The 17608-nt window shown below is 59.9% G+C and carries 23 protein-coding genes; 10 read left to right on the top strand and 13 right to left on the bottom strand.

Translation table 11 applies throughout. The features are described 5' to 3' along the window. The 4 genes from dacZ to WBV42_RS08830 all read left to right on the top strand — a co-directional run. A partial coding sequence (dacZ, locus tag WBV42_RS08845; protein WP_423985703.1) for a diadenylate cyclase occupies positions 1 to 576 on the top strand: 576 nt, incomplete at its 5' end. Beyond that, positions 577 to 1353, top strand: a complete 777-nt coding sequence (locus tag WBV42_RS08840; RefSeq protein ID WP_423985702.1) for a mechanosensitive ion channel family protein — start codon at positions 577 to 579, stop codon at positions 1351 to 1353. Positions 1354 to 1478: 125 nt separating this feature from the next. Beyond that, entirely contained in the window at positions 1479 to 1925 is a 447-nt protein-coding gene (locus tag WBV42_RS08835; protein WP_423985701.1) for a universal stress protein, read from the top strand. Between the two features lie 287 nt (positions 1926 to 2212). After that, positions 2213 to 3529, top strand: a complete 1317-nt coding sequence (locus WBV42_RS08830) for an ArsB/NhaD family transporter (protein ID WP_423985700.1) — start codon at positions 2213 to 2215, stop codon at positions 3527 to 3529. Positions 3530 to 3594: 65 nt separating this feature from the next. On the opposite strand, the gene mnhG is transcribed toward WBV42_RS08830, so the two are convergent. Genes mnhG through mbhE form a run of 7 tightly spaced genes read right to left on the bottom strand, consistent with a single transcriptional unit; the run spans position 3595 to position 9643 of the window. Further along, positions 3595 to 3942 carry a monovalent cation/H(+) antiporter subunit G gene (gene mnhG, locus WBV42_RS08825; RefSeq protein WP_423985699.1) on the bottom strand — a complete coding sequence of 116 codons (348 nt, stop codon included), beginning with the start codon at positions 3940 to 3942 and terminating at the stop codon, positions 3595 to 3597. Continuing rightward, entirely contained in the window at positions 3939 to 4235 is a 297-nt protein-coding gene (locus tag WBV42_RS08820) for a monovalent cation/H+ antiporter complex subunit F (protein WP_066147959.1), read from the bottom strand. The genes mnhG and WBV42_RS08820 overlap by 4 nt, the downstream gene beginning before the upstream one ends. Beyond that, positions 4228 to 4785, bottom strand: a complete 558-nt coding sequence (locus WBV42_RS08815; protein WP_423985698.1) for a Na+/H+ antiporter subunit E — start codon at positions 4783 to 4785, stop codon at positions 4228 to 4230. The genes WBV42_RS08820 and WBV42_RS08815 overlap by 8 nt, the downstream gene beginning before the upstream one ends. Beyond that, positions 4782 to 6395 (bottom strand): complex I subunit 5 family protein, encoded by a 1614-nt coding sequence (locus WBV42_RS08810; protein ID WP_423985697.1) that lies wholly within the window; start codon positions 6393 to 6395, stop codon positions 4782 to 4784. The genes WBV42_RS08815 and WBV42_RS08810 overlap by 4 nt, the downstream gene beginning before the upstream one ends. Further along, positions 6388 to 6765: a sodium:proton antiporter gene (locus WBV42_RS08805; protein WP_423985696.1), complete on the bottom strand. Its 378-nt coding sequence runs from the start codon at positions 6763 to 6765 to the stop codon at positions 6388 to 6390. Before WBV42_RS08805 ends, WBV42_RS08810 begins: the two co-directional genes overlap by 8 nt. Continuing rightward, a complete protein-coding gene (locus WBV42_RS08800) occupies positions 6765 to 7250 on the bottom strand; it encodes an MnhB domain-containing protein (RefSeq protein ID WP_423985695.1) in 486 nt (161 codons plus the stop codon). Before WBV42_RS08800 ends, WBV42_RS08805 begins: the two co-directional genes overlap by 1 nt. Continuing rightward, the gene (gene mbhE / locus WBV42_RS08795; protein WP_423985704.1) at positions 7247 to 9643 is read right to left on the bottom strand and encodes a hydrogen gas-evolving membrane-bound hydrogenase subunit E; all 2397 of its coding nucleotides are present in this window, start codon (positions 9641 to 9643) and stop codon (positions 7247 to 7249) included. The genes WBV42_RS08800 and mbhE overlap by 4 nt, the downstream gene beginning before the upstream one ends. A 482-nt stretch (positions 9644 to 10125) precedes the next feature. Between mbhE and WBV42_RS08790 the strand changes: the two genes are divergently transcribed. The 6 genes from WBV42_RS08790 (at position 10126) to WBV42_RS08765 (ending at position 12900) form a co-directional block, all read left to right on the top strand. Continuing rightward, a complete protein-coding gene (locus tag WBV42_RS08790) occupies positions 10126 to 10542 on the top strand; it encodes a type IV pilin (protein ID WP_423985694.1) in 417 nt (138 codons plus the stop codon). 405 nt (positions 10543 to 10947) lie between these two features. Next, positions 10948 to 11514: a hypoxanthine/guanine phosphoribosyltransferase gene (hpt, locus tag WBV42_RS08785; RefSeq protein WP_066147938.1), complete on the top strand. Its 567-nt coding sequence runs from the start codon at positions 10948 to 10950 to the stop codon at positions 11512 to 11514. Continuing rightward, positions 11474 to 11854, top strand: coding sequence for a hypothetical protein (locus WBV42_RS08780; RefSeq protein ID WP_423985693.1), 381 nt, complete (start codon positions 11474 to 11476; stop codon positions 11852 to 11854). Before hpt ends, WBV42_RS08780 begins: the two co-directional genes overlap by 41 nt. Positions 11855 to 11898: 44 nt before the next feature. After that, positions 11899 to 12150 carry a hypothetical protein gene (locus WBV42_RS08775; protein WP_423985692.1) on the top strand — a complete coding sequence of 84 codons (252 nt, stop codon included), beginning with the start codon at positions 11899 to 11901 and terminating at the stop codon, positions 12148 to 12150. Between the two features lie 3 nt (positions 12151 to 12153). After that, positions 12154 to 12681 carry a hypothetical protein gene (locus WBV42_RS08770; RefSeq protein WP_423985691.1) on the top strand — a complete coding sequence of 176 codons (528 nt, stop codon included), beginning with the start codon at positions 12154 to 12156 and terminating at the stop codon, positions 12679 to 12681. A gap of 6 nt (positions 12682 to 12687) precedes the next feature. Then, positions 12688 to 12900 carry a hypothetical protein gene (locus WBV42_RS08765; protein ID WP_423985690.1) on the top strand — a complete coding sequence of 71 codons (213 nt, stop codon included), beginning with the start codon at positions 12688 to 12690 and terminating at the stop codon, positions 12898 to 12900. Between the two features lie 26 nt (positions 12901 to 12926). On the opposite strand, the gene WBV42_RS08760 is transcribed toward WBV42_RS08765, so the two are convergent. The 6 genes from WBV42_RS08760 to WBV42_RS08735 all read right to left on the bottom strand — a co-directional run. Continuing rightward, on the bottom strand, positions 12927 to 13184 hold the full coding sequence (locus WBV42_RS08760) for a hypothetical protein (protein WP_423985689.1): 258 nt from the start codon (positions 13182 to 13184) through the stop codon (positions 12927 to 12929). Between the two features lie 40 nt (positions 13185 to 13224). Then, complete coding sequence (locus WBV42_RS08755) at positions 13225 to 13704, bottom strand: hypothetical protein (protein WP_423985688.1); 480 nt, start codon at positions 13702 to 13704, stop codon at positions 13225 to 13227. Positions 13705 to 13707: 3 nt separating this feature from the next. Further along, on the bottom strand, positions 13708 to 14193 hold the full coding sequence (locus WBV42_RS08750; RefSeq protein WP_423985687.1) for a hypothetical protein: 486 nt from the start codon (positions 14191 to 14193) through the stop codon (positions 13708 to 13710). 72 nt (positions 14194 to 14265) lie between these two features. Further along, positions 14266 to 15666: an ABC transporter ATP-binding protein gene (locus WBV42_RS08745; RefSeq protein WP_423985686.1), complete on the bottom strand. Its 1401-nt coding sequence runs from the start codon at positions 15664 to 15666 to the stop codon at positions 14266 to 14268. Next, positions 15636 to 16787 (bottom strand): ABC transporter ATP-binding protein, encoded by a 1152-nt coding sequence (locus WBV42_RS08740; protein ID WP_423985685.1) that lies wholly within the window; start codon positions 16785 to 16787, stop codon positions 15636 to 15638. Before WBV42_RS08740 ends, WBV42_RS08745 begins: the two co-directional genes overlap by 31 nt. 3 nt (positions 16788 to 16790) lie before the next feature. Beyond that, a partial coding sequence (locus tag WBV42_RS08735; protein ID WP_423985684.1) for an ABC transporter permease occupies positions 16791 to 17608 on the bottom strand: 818 nt, incomplete at its 5' end.

Below are 17608 nucleotides of genomic sequence, written 5' to 3'. Positions count from 1 at the left end.
GTGGAGGACGGGGACGAGTTGACGTGCGTGGCGAGCATGTTCGGCGACGGACTCGACACCGTCACCCAAACCAGGGCGGACGAGGACGTTCACTCGGGGATTTACGACCTGTTCGCCAACTCTCGGGCCGACCCCAACGTCATCCGCGACGTGTTCGAAGTCGTCATCGAACTCGGGAAGAAGGGACAGAAAGGCAAACCCGTCGGGGCGTTGTTCGTCGTCGGCGACGCGGGCAAAGTGATGAACAAGTCCCGCCCGCTGTCGTACAACCCGTTCGAGAAGAGCCACGTCCACGTCGGGGACCCCATCGTGAACGTCATGCTGAAGGAGTTCTCCCGACTCGACGGCGCGTTCGTCATCTCCGATTCGGGGAAGATCGTCTCGGCGTACCGCTACCTCGAACCGTCGGCGGAGGGCGTGGACATCCCGAAAGGACTCGGAGCACGCCACATGGCGGGGGGTGCGATCACGCGCGATACGAACGCGACGGCCATCGTCCTCTCGGAGAGTGATGGGCTCGTTCGGGCGTTCAAGGGCGGTGAGATAATTCTGGAACTCGACCCGGAGGCTTATTAGATGGCCGCGGAATGGCAGGTACTCCTCCAACAGGAGTATCGAATCGTCCTCGCCATCCTCATCCTCATCGTCGGTGGCATCGCCGGGTATCTGCTCGGTCGATTGAACATGCGTATCCTCCGTGCCGCAGGGCTCCACGAAGTCGTGGAGGGGACGCCGTTCGAGCGCACCGCCCGAAGTCTCGGCACCACGACAGTCTCGCTCATCGCCCGTCTCACGTCGTGGTTCATCTACGGCGTCACGATCCTTCTCGCGCTCAACACGGCCGAACTACCGCTGAGCACGCAACTTTTCTGGCAGATAATCCTCTTCACACCGCAGTTGTTCGTCGCGGCACTCGTGTTCATCATCGGGTTCATCGTTGCGGACAAGGCCGAACTGCTCGTCAGCGAGCGACTTCGGAGCGTCAAACTCCCCGAAGTCAACGTCATCCCCCGAATCGTCAAGTACAGCATCGTCTACATCGCCTCGCTCATCGCGCTGAGCCAGATCGGTATCGCGGTGATGACCTTGCTCGTCCTCTTCGGCGCGTACGTCGTCGCCGCCATCGTCTTCGGCGCGGTGGCGTTCTGGGATCTCCTCCGCTCCTCCGCGGCGGGAATCTATCTCCTGCTCAACCAGCCCTACGGTATCGGCGACGAGATCCGTGTCGCCGGAAATCAGGGCATCGTCCAGGAGGTAGATCTGTTCGTCACTCACATCGAAAACGACGGCGAGGAGTTTATCATCCCCAACCATCTCGTCTTCCGGAGGGGTGCGGTCCGACTTCGAAACTGATCCGCTGAAGGCGGTTTAAGTTGTTTCGAGCGCTCGTCCGTCGTGCCGACGAGCCTCCCCGACTTGACCGACGTTGAGTCTCGTTCACCGATACTTCCTTCAACCAGCCGGTTTATTCTTCCAGTATGTACGACAACGTGTTGGTTCCGACGGACGGAAGCGACGTCTCCGAGAAAGCGGTCGAACACGCGATCCACCAGGCCAAACAGGACGGCGGGAAGCTCCACGTCCTCCACACCGTGGACGCGGACACGCTCCCGTCGTCGGTCAGTTCGATCAGCGTCGACGACGAGTTCAAGGAGATGGGGGAGGACATCGTCGATCGGGTCGTCAAGCAGGCCGAGGACGAGGGAGTCGAGGCCGAGGGAACCGTCATCTCCGGTTCGTCGGCGGAGCAGATAGTCAAGTACGCTGACGAACACGACATCGACCTCATCGTCATGGGTACCCACGGGCGTACCGGAATCGGTCGCGTCATCTCTGGCAGCGTGACCGAACACGTCGTCCGGTCGGCCACCGTACCCGTCCTGGTGATCCACATCGAGGATCCGGCCGACTCCGACGACGACTGACGCGTTTGACCGACCGGAAGATCGCATCGGAACCGCTCATTTTCTCAGAAAAAGGACACCTGTGGGACGACGCTCGAAGCAACGAATCGTAACGATTGTTCCCGAAAACGGGTTCGTATCGCGCTCCAGTGACTAAAATCGGTACATTTAGGGGACGAAAACCGAATCAAACACAGCATGATGGATAGTGCATACCGGGGCCGACGTGTATCCCGTTATTGTTCGAACACGTCGGCACCGTCTGTTGGAAGCGAAGTAGATGTGGTCGCCGATAGAGGTGACCGTTGATGGATTACGGTCTTATCGCGGCAGTAACCGTCTTCATACTCACGTACGCGCTCATTATCAGCGAACGTATCGACCGCTCCACCGTCGCGATGGCGGGTGCCGCCGCGATGGTGCTGTTGGGTATCATCTTCGACTACTTCTCGCAGGAGGAGGTCATCACCGCCATCGACTGGAACACCATCGGTCTCCTGCTCGGGATGATGCTTATCGTCGGAATTCTCGAAGAGACCGGTCTGTTCGAGGCACTTGCGGTGTACGCCGCGAAGGTCTCTCGGGGGAACTACTACTACATGATCGTGCTCTTCAGCGTCCTCACCGCCATCGGGTCGATGACCATCGACAACGTCACCACGGTGCTCCTCGTCGCGCCGGTGTCGCTGCGAATCTGTGACGACCTCGGCGTGGACGCCAAACCGGTGTTGCTCATGGAGGCGACGTTCGCCAACATCGGCGGTGTCGGAACCCTCGTCGGCGACCCGCCGAACATCATTATCGGGAGCGCAGCAGGGCTCACCTACGTCAATTTCCTCTACAATCTGCTGCCCGTCGTCCTCTTGAGCATGGTGCTCACGCTCATCGCCTTCCGCTACTACCTCTCGGATAAGATCGAGGAGGCGAACGAGACCATCCAGCAACGTACCACCGAAAACAGCATCCTCGACCACGAACCGCGTGAGCAGGTCAAAAACTGGGGACTCCTCTACCGGAGCCTCGGTGTTCTGGTCCTCGTAACCGTCGGATTCGCCCTGCAGGGAATCACGGGTCTCGAACCGGCGACAGTGGCGCTGGCTGGCGCTTCGTTGCTCTTACTCATCGCCAATCAGGACATGGAAGAGATGGTTTCCCGCGTCGAGTGGACGACGCTCCTGTTCTTCGCGGGACTGTTCGTCGTCGTCGACGGGATCGCCAAAACCGGCGTCCTCACGGCGGTCGCAAAGGCAATCGCGAGCCTGAGCACGAGCCACTACTCGGCCTCCATCGTCGTGCTGCTCCTCTCGGCCGTCGGTTCGGGTATCGTCGACAACATCCCGTTCACGGCGGCCATGATTCCGGTCATCAACTCGATGAACTCGCAACTCGGTCTCCACGGCAACGAACTCTGGTGGGCGCTCGCGATGGGTGCCGGATTCGGTGGTAACGCAACCTACATCGGTTCCTCCGCGACCGTCGTGGCCGTCAAAATCAGCGAGCGTCACGGCGACCCGATCACGTTCCGCTACTGGCTACGGTACGGAACGGTCATCATGCTCGTGACCGTCTTCACCGGGATTCTCGATCTCACGGTGCGGTTCTTCGTTCTCCCGAACTTCGCGTAGGCGTTTTCGTTTTTCTCACTGTTCGTTCTTGCTTCTCCGTGTTTCTCGCTCTCTCTTTCTCACCCTCATCGTTCTCTCTCGCCCTTCCCGTTTTTACCGTCCTCGACGTCGAAGAACGGCACGTCCATCTTCCGGGCCGACCGCGAAATCATGTGCGCGCCGGTCGGTGCCGTGATGAACAGGAAGACGATGCCGACGAGCGAGGGGATGTCCGGTCCGAACGGACCGAAGTGGACGGCACCGGCCAGGAAGATGGACGCCGCGCCGAGCGTCGTCGACTTCGTCGTGGCGTGCAGCCGATTGTACACGTCGGGGAGTCGGATGAGTCCGATGGTCCCGACCGTGAGGAAGAAACAGCCGATGGTGACGAGCACGATTTCCACCAGCCGTAGGGCGAATGCGAGCGAAGTCATCGGATGACGTCACCCCCGATGACGAACTTGGCGACGGCAATCGTGCTGACGAAGCCGACGATGGCCAGTTCGAGCGCGATCAGCACGTAGAACCCACGGTCGGCCAGGAGGGCGACGAGCACCGCGATGGCGACGACGTTCGTGGCCACGGTCTCCAATCCGACGACGCGGTCGGGGGCGGTCGGTCCGCGGATGACCCGGTAGCTACAGGCGAGCGTGAGCACGCTCGTGAGGATGAGCGCGATGGTGAGCACGGCGTCGTAGGCCTGTGCGATCATCGTCGGTTCAGTCATCGTCCTGCCCTCCTGCCCACTCGTTCCTGGACGGTATCGGTGTCGGCGTCTCGCCGAAGATGACGAACGCGTAGTCCTCCCACGTTCGGACGGATTCGACGAGCGACTCCCTGTCTCCGTCGATACTGTGGACGGAGAGGGAGTGGTCCTTCTCGTCGTAGTCGATGGTGAGCGTGCCGGGCGTGAGCGTGATGCTGTTGGCGATGGTCGTGATGGCGACGTCGCTGCGAACCCTGAGCGGCACCTCCACGACCGTCGGTTCGATGGGCATCGACGGCGAGAGGGTGAGTCGTGCGACATCGAGGTTGGAGACGACCAGTTGTTTGACGAACGTCCACACGTAGCCGAGGACGTATCGAAGGGTTCGAGGACGCCAGACGAGCGGGCTTCTGGGAGCGTAAAATCGACGGAGCGAGTAGGAGATGACGAGACCGACCCCGAGTCCGAGCACGAACTCCGTCACGAATCCCGAAACCGTGAGCGTCGCACCGCGAACCAACATCCACAGGACGGCGAGCGCGACCCCTTGCAACATCCACCGACGCCTCATCGACCCACCTCCGTCAATCCCACGCCGTTAATGTAGGCTCCCGTATCGGTGGCCGCCTGAGCGGCCGCGTGGGCGGCGACGGATACCAGTTGGAAGCCGAGGCCGAACGCGACCACCAGTGCCGCGAGACTCACGACGACGGTTAGCTGAATCGTGAGAGGCCGTCGGGAGATGACACCGGTCGTCGAACGCGTCTGGGTGCCCCAGAAGACGGCGTTCCATAGCCGAGTGGTGTACGCGATAGTGAGGACCGCGCCGACGATCGTGACGGCGAGCACGAGTTGACCGCCGACCGGATTCGTCGTGAGAACCCGCACGGCCACGTTGAACACGAATAGCTTCCCGAAGAACCCGAGAAGGGGAGGGATGCCGACGAGGGCGAGCATCCCGACGAACGCGCCGCCCGCGAGGGACGGCCGCCACGACGCCACCCCGCCGAGCTGGTCGAGCGACGAGGTTCCGAACGACGCCGAGACGACGCCGCTGGTGAGGAAGAGCAGGCTCTTCGCCAGCGCGTGGGCCCCGGAGTAAACGAGCGCCGCGACGACGCCGAGCACTCGCAACTCGGGATCGGAAACTGCGGCCGCCACCGCGAGTGGCATGACGATGAAACCGACCTGCCCGATGGAGGAGTAGGCCAGCAACCGGTCGAGGTCGTCGCTGCCGACCGCCGCGAGGCCGCCGTAGATGATGCTCGCGGCTCCGGTGACGAACAGGACGGGGGCGAAGAACGAGAGCATCGACGTCCCGTGGAGGACGGACTCGAAGACCGGAAGCGATGCGGTCGAAAAGACGGTGAAGTAGAGTCGGATGATCGCGTAAATGCCGACCTTCTTCACGACGCCAGCGAGTACGGCGGTGATGGGCGTCGGTGCGACGGCGTACGCGTCGGGGACCCAGAAGTGAAGCGGCACCAACCCCGCCTTGAGTGCAAACACGACGAACAACAGGGCGGCGAGTCCCAGTACGGGAGCGACATCGATGCCGTACGTGGCAGGATCGGACAGACGCCGGGCGAGGTCGGCCATGTTGAGCGTCCCGGTCGTGGCGTACAGGCCGCCGATGCCGAGAAGCATGACCGCGCTCCCGACGAGATTGAGGACGATGTAGGAGAGGGCCGCCCGCGTGTGCTCGGGTCCGCTGTAGAACAGCACGAAGACGTAGCTCGCCATGAGCATGACCTCGAACCAGACGAACAGGTTGAACACGTCACCCGTCAGGAACGACCCCGTGACGCCCAGGACGAGGAAGTGATAGAGCGAGTGAAACGAGAGACGCTGGCCGTAGGGCTGGATGGAGACGACGGCGAAGACGAGCGCGGCGAGCGTGACGACCGCGGCGATGACGAGCATGAACACCGACAGCGCGTCGGCGACGAGCGAGATACCGAACGGCGCGGGCCAGTTCGATACCTGGTAGACGAGGACGCGCGGCGTCAAACCGACCGGAAGGACGACGCGGGCGAACAGTACTGCGATGGCGACGAGGTAGGCGACGCTTCCGAGGAGGCTTACTCCCTGTTGCAGACGGAGGCGTCGGCGAGCCAACAGCGTGGCGATGGCCGTGAAGAGCGGTATCAAAAGCGGCGCTACGATGATCGTATCAGTCATTGTTTCCTCCTAGCATCGTGGTATCGATCGTTCCGTTCTCCTGGTAGGCGCGGTAGGTTAGCACGAGCGCCAGCGTCGTCGTGGCGAAGCTGATGACGATGGCGGTCAGGACGAGCGCCTGAACGAGCGGGTCGGTCACGCCGGACCCCCCGCCGTGACCTTCGAGGATGGGTGCGCGACCGGAGAACCCACCCATAGAGATGAGATAGACGTTCGTCGCCTGGCTGAAGACGGTGAGCCCCCAGACGACTCGAACGACGTCACGCCGAAGGATCAGGAACGTCCCGACGGCGAACAGGGTGCCCAAGACGAGCGCGACGAAGAACTGCGGTCGTTGGGGTTCGGCGGCCACGAGGAGTTCCGAAGCCATCATTCGGCCCCCACCACCGCGAGTACGGTCAGGAGCGCCCCGACGACGACGAGATAGACGCCGAAATCGAACGCGAAGGCGCTGGTTAATTCGATGTCGTGAACGATCGGGAGATGCTCGATGAACACCACCGCTTGGGTCAAAAACGGTGCCTCGAACAGGATGGGAACGAGTCCGCTCCCCGCGGCTATCGCGAGGCCGAGCGCGAAGACGGTGAGGAACGCCGACACCTGTCGGGTCCCCACTTCGCGCGTCCCGTCCCGCCCGACGGCCGACCCCGCGATGATGTCCGTTTCGAGGAAGGCCTGTCCGAAGACGATGTAGATGAGTGCGACCGCCGTGGCGGTCATGACTCCCGCGATGAATCCCCCTCCGGGGAGGTTGTGACCTTGGAGGAGGAAGGCGATGGCCGTCACGAGGATGAGCGGAACGACGGTCCGCGTCACGGTCCGGGTGATGACCGTCGTGTCGGCTTCGTCGCTCATTGCATCTCACCCCGTCCTCGCATGGCGATAAGCGTGAGGACTGCAAGTGCGGCCATCGCGATGACGCTGATCTCACCCATCGTGTCGAAGGCACGGAAGTCGACGAGGATGACGTTGACGATGTTCGAACCACCGCCGTAATCGAAGAGGAACGAACCGTGTGATTTCGGGACGCCCGCGCGTTCGACGAAGAAGGAAGCGATTCCCTCCTTCGGATTCGCCGCGGTCGTGAACAGAACCGTCAGGAAGACGGTGAACCCCACGGCTGCGGACACGATGGCGTCTCGCGTTGCCGTCCAGCGGCCGATCCTCCCGTAATACGCTGGGAGCTTTTCCAGCACGAGCAGGAAGATGACGAGGATGAGCGTCTCGGCGATCAGTTGCGTCAGCGCCAGGTCAGGCGCGCGTCCGAGGATGAAGAATATCGCGACCATGAATCCCATCACCGAAAGCGTAAGCACTCCCGCGATGTGCGAGTCGGCGACGGTGACCGCCACCGCCGCGACCACGGCCACGAACAAAACGAAGATTGTCGGAAGCGTCACCACGGCCCCGGAAATCGCCGGAATCGACGACGATGCCGCGGCGTACGCGCCGAGCGTCAGAACGGCGATGGTCGCGAAGAGCCAGACGGCGTAGGTTCGGAGCGGCGCACTTCGAGTGTGGAGCGTCGTCGCCACCCGCGGATCGCTCAGTCCGTCCACCGCGTTGTCGTACCACCAGTTCACGCGGAGCGGGTCGATGGCGAGCAGGCGATTCACCCCCTCGTGGAGGTCGTCGTAGTACGGGTACGTGACGAGGCCGAGACCGATGGTGACCGCGCTCATCACGGCGGCCGGCGTGACGGCGGTCGGAAGGTGGTAGCTGAAATGAACCGCTTCGACGTGTCCGCCCGGCCCCGGCGGAAGCACGCTTTCCACGACCGTCCCGACGAAGTGATCGAGCGCAGTCGGTGCGATACCGAACGTGTCGGTCACGCCACCGAGGCCGATGAGCGCCGCGATGATACCGAGGATGACGGGCGGCACCAGCATGGCGAGCGGCGGACGATGGACGTGGCCCAGCCCAGTCGGTTTCTCGCCGAAGAAGAGCATCATGAACCGAACGGAGTACAGAAACGTGAAGATGCTCCCGAAGACGGCGACGACGGGGAACAACCACGCGAGGCCGCCGTGAACGTGAGCCGCGTGGTAGGCCGATTCGAACAGCAGTTCCTTCGAGTAGAACCCGTTGAACGGCGGGACGCCAGCCATTCCGAGGGCGGCAATGACCGTGACGGCCGCCGTGATCGGAAGGTCACGCCACAGACCGCCGAGATGGTCGATCGTTCTGGTCCCCGCTTCGTGTGCGATAATACCCGCGACGAGGAACAGCGCTGCCTTGAACATCGCGTGGTTGAGGATGTGGAACGCGCCGGTTTCGGCCCCGAACTCGGAGGCGAAACCGAATCCGGCGATGATGAGTCCGAGATGGCTCGCCGTCGAGTAGGCCAACAGTTCCTTGATGTCGGTCGCGGCGACGGCGAGGATGGCCGTGACGGTCATCGTCACCAACCCCAGAATCGCAAAGAGCAGCATCCAGTCCGGAATCGCGTGAACCTCCTCCGGGAGGAACAGCGGACGGAATCGCCCGACGAGGTAGACACCGGCCTTGACCATCGTCGCGGAGTGGAGGAACGCCGACACCGGCGTCGGCGCTTCCATCGCGTTCGGCAGCCAGATGTGGAGGGGTACCTGCGCGGATTTCGCCGCCGCACCGACCGCGATGAGCACGAGTGCGGGAACGAACAACCCGTTCGAGTGGAGTTGTTCGCTCGCGTTGGCGACGTTTACAGGCGTGAGGATTCCGTCGGGTCCGAACATCGCGTACGTCCCGGTTACGTTGTGGATGAGGAGGAACCCGATCAGCATGAACAGCCCACCGGCGACCGTGATGAGCATCGACTTCCGCGCGCCGTACTGTGCCGACGGTCGGTCGGAGTAGTGGCCGATGAGGACGAACGACGTGAGACTCGTCAGTTCCCAGAAGACGAACAGGGAGATGAGGTCGGCGGCGAACGCCACGCCGAGCATCGACCCCATGAACGCCAGCAGTGTGGTGTAATACTTCGCCTTCCCCGGTTCGCCGTCCATGTATCGTCCAGAATACGTCAGGATGAGGACGCCGACGCCGCTGGCGAGGAACCCGATGAGAAGCGAGAGTCCGTCCACGTAGAAGCGGAGCGAGACTCCGAGCGAGGGAATCCACGGGAAGGAAACGGAGGCGTTCGTGCCGAGCAGGCTGGCGACCATCCCGAAGCACGCAAGCGCCACCGCCGCCGCGTAGTAGGCGGTTCGGTCGCGGAGAACGCGGTAGACGAGCGGCGTCACGGCCGCCGCCGCGAAGGGGAGCATCACCAACACAAGCACGACGAGGCCTGCCGAATTCGAGGGCGATTGCACGCTCGAAAGTGGCGATGGACGTACCTTAACAGTTCTCAAACCGGCCGTGATTTGTTCGGACACGACACCCGATCAGATTAGTTTCGTGACATCACGGGGCTCCGCGTTCTTCTTTCACCCACGGAGACAAGTGGGGTGAGTTTAGGTGTCGAACGTTCGAGACGATTCGAAGGGATGTTCGTTTCAAAATTTGAGTTCTAAAATACACTCACGATTTTGAGAACTATCATATATTGATGATTGAAGATATACATCCATATCTTTATTAGGTAGTAGTAGCAAATCCTGTTATAGCGCTCATACCATCCGGAGAAAGCAAATCCGAGCCAGGTTCGATATATCCCGTTTCAGGTATCTAATCGTAAATATCAGAATTTTTATCGACAAAGGAGCGTTCTGGTGGTGCGGCAGCGCGTCGAAGGAGAAATCGATATATGACACTCAAGGAAAAATTCAATTCGAAGCTGTCTGACAGCAGAGGCGTGAGTCCCGTAATCGGCGTGATACTAATGGTTGCCATTACGGTCATCTTGGCGGCCGTGATCGGAACGTTCGTGATGGGTCTGGGGAACAACGTGGACAAAAATGCACAAGTGGGCGTATCGTTCGACCAAGTTAGTAGTAACAAGGTTGACGTTCAACTGACCCAACTCGGAAACGTCCAAAGCGCCGAAAACGTGTCCGTTACGTCACAGGATTGTAAAGTCGGTGGGGAAATCGATGGAAGCAAGAATTTCGACGAGGTCGGTGGAATAATCACTGCATCTAATTGTGAAAGTGGCGATAAGATCGTCGTCAAAGCGACTGTAAGCGGCAAACCAAGCGTCGTTTCCACCTATACGGTCAACTGATTTCCTCGACCCTACGATGTAGTTTCGGTATTTTGACGTTAGAAGGATGGACTTCTTTTGGACAGGCGTCCTCTCTCGAAAGGATGGAAACAAATCGAACCCTGCTGGGTTAGTAGGGTGGGGGGTGTTGTTGGCAATCGATTTGTCGCGGGCTTTTCCAACCCGCATATTTTCGTAGGGGAGAGAGTGTAAAAGTGATGAGCCTTATCCGGACTGAAAGTGAAAGTGATGGAGGTGACGAATCCAACGACCACCTCGCAACCGACGGGAACCGATTCCATCGCGTCACGATCCGGCACCCCGTCGTACCTCGAAATCTGTTCTCCCACCACATACCGCTCCGTGACCCCGATTTGCGAGAAACCATATCCATCACCTTTTACTGATGGACGGAATACGACCAACATGGACCAGTTGAAGGAGTCCCTTCTGGACGCCCCGATCATCGAGAAAGACGGCTATCATTACTTCGTACACCCCATCAGCGACGGGATTCCGATGCTCGAACCGACGCTGCTGCGCGAAATCGTCATCAAGATCATCCGAAAGGCGGATCTGGAGAACGTCGATAAGATTGTCACCCCTGCGGCGATGGGAATCCACATCTCGACGGCCGTCTCGCTGATGACGGACATCCCGCTGGTGGTCATCCGAAAACGCCAGTACGGACTCGACGGGGAGGTTTCGCTCTCCCAGCAGACCGGCTACTCGGAGAACGAGATGTTCATCAACAACGTCGACGAGGGCGACCGCGTGCTCCTGTTGGACGACGTGCTCTCGACGGGCGGAACGATGAAGGCCGTCACGCAAGCGCTCGAATACATCGGCGCGGACGTGGTGGACGTGTGTGCCGTTATCAAGAAGGTCGGCGCGAACGAACTGGACGACACGGATTACACGGTGAAGACGCTCATCAACGTGGACGTCCAAGATGGCGAAGTCGTCATCGTCGACGAACACGGCGACGGATAAGATGGTCTCCCGCCAGTTCCTGTCGATGCTTTCGACGACGACGCTCGTCACTGGAGCGCTCCTCGTTGGCGATGCCATTCACGGTTCGATCGTGGTGGGTAACTACGGAATCACATCGCCTGCGGCCGTTCTTCGGGTACTGCCGGGTATTATCCTCGTCTACGTTGGCTACTCCCTCCGTGAAAACCACGAACTGTTCATCTCCTCGTATTTTTCGGGACGGGAAGCGGCGGCGAAACCGGAGGGAAGCGAGGAGTTCGACGAACGAATGTCGCCGCTGTCGGGGGAGAGTATGGACAACCTCGAAAAAAGAGAGCGCGAGCGGAATAAAAGCGAGTGAACTCGTTGCAGAACGTTTATGATTGTTCCCAATTAGCACAAACCATGGCGTTGAAGACTAGCGTCCCTAAACCATTGCGTGGTCCGATTGGGCTACTGTCGATAATTATCGCCCTCCTTGGAATCGTTATCGGATACATCTACTTGCTGTTCGGTCTGTCGTTGTATTTCAATCTCATCCCTCAGATGGCGGACACGATGACGGGCGGCGAATCGCTCGTCGTCATCGTCACTGGTGTCGCCCTCTTCGTCGTCGGCTATGCTGGCTGGCGTGGCTTCAACTACTTTGCATACTGAGCAATGGATATCAGAAACCATCCGGACGCCCCGGACTTCGAGGAACTTCAGGACATCCTCATCGAACCCGTTGCACGGTCGGAAATCGAAGCACGTCGGGACGATGGTGCGCTCCTCATCGAGGACAACGTTCGTGAGCGGGAGGATTTGAACGTCGTCGCATACGTCAGCGACGATAGCGATGGATCTGACGCGACGGGCATCGGGGTTCCACTGTACCGTCTCATCCAACTGTTCGGCACGCCACAACTGCCCGAGTTACAGGCTGGAGAGGACATCAGCGGCCGCCGGGACGCTACCTTCAAATATCTCTTTCGGGTGACGCATAAGGGGGACCCCGTCGAACTCCCATCGGAGTGGCTCATGACGATTCACGATTCACACGTCAGATTTGCTGCCAGCGTCGCCGAATGGCGGGACGGAAACACGGACTTCGTTGCCGATCCGAAACTCGCCTTGACGACCTACGCGCTTGCACTCCAACTCGTCCTCGACCCCGTCGAGTGTGTGTACGAAGGAGTTCCGTTCTGAACCGCTATGGACGGCCTTGGGGATCGGATGTTTTACTGGGTCAGTGACGAGACCAATATCTCGATACTGTTGTTCGTCGCCGTCGCAGTGCTCGGCGGGGCGAGTCTCATCCTCTTCGTGGTTTCGAAGGAAAAGTCGATCACTCAGCTGGAGTTCCTGCTCCTCATCTCCGCGATGATCATCATGTTCTACATGACGATTCGGAACAGCACGTTTTGATTCCCGCCGCTGGCAGTTCGTTCGGGTCAGCGGGTTCGGACGTGCATGATGACGAAGACGAGCGCGATCGCGACGAACAGAAGCCCTGCAAAGGCGGGAACGATGGCTCCGTACGAGTACAGCCCGTATGAATGACCCACGAACGCGACGAGGAGCAGCACCGGAACCGAGAGGAGGAAAAAGAGGGACGAGAGATAGCTCGCGACCGTCGGATCGTCCGCGTGTTTTGCGAAGGTCCCGCGCTCTCGGGCCGAGCGCTCCCGCGTTGGTAGGTCTTTTGACACGGGTACTGGTATCGACGGACGGATCAAAACTGTCACGGTTTCAGACTGTCACGTAGGCATCGACCGTCAGCGTCAGGAGGTATGCGCCGAGGAATACCCCTGCGTAGATGAGAAGAACATCCCGGAGAGCGTTTCCGAGCAGCCTCGGTAACAACAGGTCGCGTGCAGTTCCGGAGTATGGGAGCAACAAGAGCGGCGCGACCCACGACAGCGTCAGCATGATCGCACCGGAGAGGAACGCTACGATGCCGATACGAATGCTCTCATGCAAGTCGTATGCGAGGAGGTGTGCGAAAGCCCCCGTCGATGCGACCAACAGGAGGATATACTGCGGGTTTATTGTCCACGTGACCAGGCTCGACTGAGTGTAGGTGAACGCCGCCATCCCGCCGATGATACCGGTGAGTATTCCCTTGCCGACGGTCAAAAGCGTCCGAACCAGTGGGGAGTCGTTCCCCTCATCGGTCGCCCATTCGGTCGTCCTTGGCTTCGCGCTCGTCTCAGTTTTTGGTTCCGTCATCGTTCAATCTTCGTTCCGTACGTACACCTGCACCTTTTTCTCCCCGATTCGGCCGCGAACAAATCCGGTGAACGAAATCGACCCGGATTTTACCGCTTGCCTCGTCCGGGAAATCCGACCGGGGTCGATGTCCAGTTTGATTCGAATCGTCTCCGTTCCCTTCGCGGGGACGTTCGTCTCGTCGAAGGGTGTCGACGTCCCATCAGTTAACTGCGTTTCTCCGTCGTAAACGTGTATCAGACCGTCATAAAACACGATGTCCCGCTGTGTCGGATTGTGAATCGTCAGTGTCGTCACGAGCTTCGATCCGTCCGCGGTCACGCTGGTATCCGAGGTCGTCACACTGGCCGATCGAACGTTCATCGCCGCGGTGTGTCCCTGTAAGGTCGGGACGAAGAACCAAGTAGTGATGGCCGCGACGAGGACGACAGCGGCGACGAGGAGGGGTTGGTTTGGTGTAAGCGCAGAACGGAGGTTCGAATTTGACATTCAGTGACATTTGCTATGGATGTGTCCGATGTAAAGTTTTCTAACAGGATGGCTTCGAGAAGAGGGACGGGATCAGTCGGAAGCGTCCGGTGCGATGGGTTCCGTGTTCGGTGTCGATGGATCGTACAGATGACACGCACTGACTTGGTCTCCGGACTCGTGGAGTTGTGGGACCTCCCGTTCACAGATGGTGTTGAACTGCCGGTCGAGTTGCTCCATCGCGTCTTCCTCGTTGCCGTCGAGGAGGTCCCGCGTGGAGGACCGAAGCGCGTTTTCGGCCTGTCGTGGCATGTCGAGAGCGCTGAGAGTCACCGCTCCAGCCTCTTCACCGGGTAGTTGGTGTTCCTCGGGCAGTTCGAGTACAAGACCGACTTCGAGGATTCGGTCTACCGCGTCTCGCTGCTCCGCGTGTCGTTCGGCGATGTCCTCGACCGAGATGTCTCCCGTTTGAACTCGATGTTTGAAACTGAAACCACGCCGGAACGCTTCTTGACTCCCCGTCCAGTCCTCGGGCGGGATGATCTTCGAGCAGCGGGGGTGGAATCGACAGCCAGTCGGTGGGTTTCTGGGGTTCGGAACCTCGCCGGTGACGTTCGCCCGCCGACGTTGTGTTTCGGGCTCGATCTCCGGTACTGCATCGAAGAGGGCTTCGGTGTACGGATGTTTGGGATCGTTCACCACCTCGTCGGTTGGTCCCTGTTCGACGATCCCACCGAGATACATGATCGCGGTTCGGTCACACATGTATCGAATCAGCGAGAGGTCGTGACTGATGAACACGTACGTCAATCCGTACTCTTCCTGTAGCTGCTTCATCAGGTTCAGCACACCCGCCCGGATGGAAACGTCGAGCATCGAGACAGGTTCGTCACAGACGATGAAATCGGGATTCACGACGAGCGCACGCGCGATAGCGACGCGCTGGCGCTCGCCACCGGACAGTTCCTTCGGGAACTCGTTCAGGTAGGCTTCCGCGGGCGAGAGCCCGACGTCGTTCAACACCTGAACGACCCGCTCGCGCCGGTCCTGATAGCCGTCCCCGATATCGTTGATTTTGAGCGGTTCGACGACCGACTGAAACACGGTCATTCGGGGGTTCAGGCTCTCGAACGGGTCCTGGAAGATCATCTGGACACGCTGGCGGAACACCTTCTGATCCTCCCGAGCCAGTTCGCCCATATCCCGTCCGTCGAACATGATCCGTCCCTCGGTCGGGTCGTACAGCTTGACCAGTAGTTTCCCGAGCGTGGTCTTCCCACACCCGGATTCACCGGCGATACCCATGATATCGCCTTTGTTGATATTCAGATCGACGTTCTGCACTGCCCGAACGGGTTGGGCCTCTCGACCGAGCAGTTGGTCGATGACACCCTGTGAAAGGCCGAACAGTTTCGAGACGTTTTGAATCTCTACTAGTGCATCTCCGTCGTGGTCCGTTTCGGTTAGTGCGTTTGCGTCGTGATCTGTTGCCATTTTTCCTCCTTTCGTGCTTCAGTACGGATCGTTTCGAGTTCGTCAACCCGATAGCACGCCGATCGATGGACGTGGGGTGAACTCGCTTCGCTTCTCTTTCCGGATTCCGCTCGTTCGGCGTCGTACATCGGTGGATGTGCCGAACGACATTCATCCACGACGAACGGACACCGAGACGCGAACCGACAGCCGTCGGCCGGGTCGAGCAACGTCGGCGGCGACCCGGGAATGGAGACGAGGTCTTGGTCCGCCTTTTCGACCGTCGGGAACGAATTCTTCAGTCCGAGCGTGTACGGGTTCGCGGATTCCGTTATTACCTCCTCCATCGGACCGCTTTCCATTATCTTTCCGCCGTACATCACCGCGAGCTGGTCACAGATTTCGGCCATGACGCTCACGTCGTGACTGACGACGAGAATGGCAACGTCGAACTCGTCTTGAAGCGTTTCCAACTCCTCCAAGATTCGGTCCTGGATAATGACGTCGAGCGCCGTCGTCGGCTCGTCTGCGATGAGCATGTCCGGGTTGCAGGCCATCGCCATCGCGATGACGGCACGCTGTTTCATGCCACCACTGTACTGGTGTGCGTAGTCGTCCGCACGCTCGGGGTCGATGCCGACCCGCTGAATGAGGTCGCGTGCTCGTTCGTGTGCTTGTTCCGCCGGTATATCCGGTTCGTGCCGCAGGATGGCCTCGACGATTTGGTCGCCGACTTTGTACACCGGATTGAGTGCGTTCATCGCACTCTGTGGAATCAGCGCGATGTTCCGCCACCGAATGTCACGGATTTGTTGGTTATCCAGTCGTGCGAGGTCGGTCATCCCGTCCTCACGAACCGGGTATCGGTCGTCCTCGATTACCTCTCGTCGGACGTTTCCGTTCCCGTCCTCCCATTCGGGGAGGGTTCCGTCGAACCAAATCTCGCCGCGTTCGATGTACCCGTTCGAATCGAGCAGGTGCATCAGCGACTTCGATAGCGTGGTTTTCCCACATCCTGATTCACCGACGAGACCGTACGTCTCGCCGTGTTCGATGCTAAAGCTGACGCCATCGACAGCGTGGACCTGCTTGTCCCCGGCGTCGTAGCGAACCGATAGATCGTTGACTTCTAGCAGTGACATGAATTACTCCTGTGGGTTGGCGAGGTCCTCCACCGAGAATCCGATGAAGTAGAACGCTGCTGCGAGGGACGTGATCGCTAGCCCCGGCGGGATGAGCCACCACGGTGCGTCGAAGATGTGGCTCGTCGCTTGGACGTTTTCGAGCATTATCCCCCACGAGTGTGTACCGGATGAGACGTACCCGAGGAATGCGAGCGATGCCTGTGCGAGGATCGCGCCCGCCGCGTCCTGGGCAAGGAAAACGAACGCGAGTGGGATAACGTTCGGCAGGATGTGCCGAAACACGATTCGCGTGTCGCTCGCCCCCGCGACGCGCGCCGACTCGATGTACGCCCGTTCCTTGAGCGACAATGTCTCACCGCGGATGAGGATGCAGTTGTTGAGCCACGAGGTGACCGCGATGCCGATGATGATGTTCGTCGTGTTGACGCCATTGACGGCGACGAGAACGATGAGGAACGGGAGGAACGGCAACCCGTACATCACGTCCACGATGCGCTGGATGGCTTCGTCGATCCACGTGTCACCGTAAAACCCGCTGATGAGACCGAGCGGGACGCCGACGAGACTGGAGAGCAATCCCGCGGCGAACCCGATGTACAGTGCAGTTTTCGTCGAGTAAATCAACAGTGTCAGAACACCTTCCCCCTCGTCGGTCGTTCCGAGCGGTGCGAAAAACGGGTCACCGAACGCCGGGGGATGTGGTAGCTGGCTGATCTGCTGAGGCGTCATGCGGGCGGTCTGGTCCTCCCCGAGGTAGGCTACCCAGTTGAGGGAGTGGGGGGCGAATACCGATGGGAAGAGCGCCCACAGGATGTAGA

The sequence above is a fragment of the Haladaptatus sp. genome (assembly GCF_049589095.1).
Classification (GTDB): Archaea; Halobacteriota; Halobacteria; order Halobacteriales; family Haladaptataceae; genus Haladaptatus.
Note: the sequence above shows the minus strand (reverse complement) of the source record. Positions and strands in the feature narration are given on the sequence as shown.

Bases quoted from the DNA above. Each gene is read 5' to 3' on its own strand.
- WBV42_RS08840 (WP_423985702.1), top strand. From the start codon at position 577: ATGGCCGCGGAATGGCAGGTACTCCTCCAACAGGAGTATCGAATCGTC.
- WBV42_RS08835 (WP_423985701.1), top strand. From the start codon at position 1,479: ATGTACGACAACGTGTTGGTTCCGACGGACGGAAGCGACGTCTCCGAG.
- WBV42_RS08830 (WP_423985700.1), top strand. From the start codon at position 2,213: ATGGATTACGGTCTTATCGCGGCAGTAACCGTCTTCATACTCACGTAC.
- mnhG (WP_423985699.1), bottom strand. From the start codon at position 3,942: ATGACTTCGCTCGCATTCGCCCTACGGCTGGTGGAAATCGTGCTCGTC.
- WBV42_RS08820 (WP_066147959.1), bottom strand. From the start codon at position 4,235: ATGACTGAACCGACGATGATCGCACAGGCCTACGACGCCGTGCTCACC.
- WBV42_RS08815 (WP_423985698.1), bottom strand. From the start codon at position 4,785: ATGAGGCGTCGGTGGATGTTGCAAGGGGTCGCGCTCGCCGTCCTGTGG.
- WBV42_RS08810 (WP_423985697.1), bottom strand. From the start codon at position 6,395: ATGACTGATACGATCATCGTAGCGCCGCTTTTGATACCGCTCTTCACG.
- WBV42_RS08805 (WP_423985696.1), bottom strand. From the start codon at position 6,765: ATGGCTTCGGAACTCCTCGTGGCCGCCGAACCCCAACGACCGCAGTTC.
- WBV42_RS08800 (WP_423985695.1), bottom strand. From the start codon at position 7,250: ATGAGCGACGAAGCCGACACGACGGTCATCACCCGGACCGTGACGCGG.
- mbhE (WP_423985704.1), bottom strand. From the start codon at position 9,643: ATGCTCCCCTTCGCGGCGGCGGCCGTGACGCCGCTCGTCTACCGCGTT.
- WBV42_RS08790 (WP_423985694.1), top strand. From the start codon at position 10,126: ATGACACTCAAGGAAAAATTCAATTCGAAGCTGTCTGACAGCAGAGGC.
- hpt (WP_066147938.1), top strand. From the start codon at position 10,948: ATGGACCAGTTGAAGGAGTCCCTTCTGGACGCCCCGATCATCGAGAAA.
- WBV42_RS08780 (WP_423985693.1), top strand. From the start codon at position 11,474: ATGGCGAAGTCGTCATCGTCGACGAACACGGCGACGGATAAGATGGTC.
- WBV42_RS08775 (WP_423985692.1), top strand. From the start codon at position 11,899: ATGGCGTTGAAGACTAGCGTCCCTAAACCATTGCGTGGTCCGATTGGG.
- WBV42_RS08770 (WP_423985691.1), top strand. From the start codon at position 12,154: ATGGATATCAGAAACCATCCGGACGCCCCGGACTTCGAGGAACTTCAG.
- WBV42_RS08765 (WP_423985690.1), top strand. From the start codon at position 12,688: ATGGACGGCCTTGGGGATCGGATGTTTTACTGGGTCAGTGACGAGACC.
- WBV42_RS08755 (WP_423985688.1), bottom strand. From the start codon at position 13,704: ATGACGGAACCAAAAACTGAGACGAGCGCGAAGCCAAGGACGACCGAA.
- WBV42_RS08750 (WP_423985687.1), bottom strand. From the start codon at position 14,193: ATGTCAAATTCGAACCTCCGTTCTGCGCTTACACCAAACCAACCCCTC.
- WBV42_RS08745 (WP_423985686.1), bottom strand. From the start codon at position 15,666: ATGGCAACAGATCACGACGCAAACGCACTAACCGAAACGGACCACGAC.
- WBV42_RS08740 (WP_423985685.1), bottom strand. From the start codon at position 16,787: ATGTCACTGCTAGAAGTCAACGATCTATCGGTTCGCTACGACGCCGGG.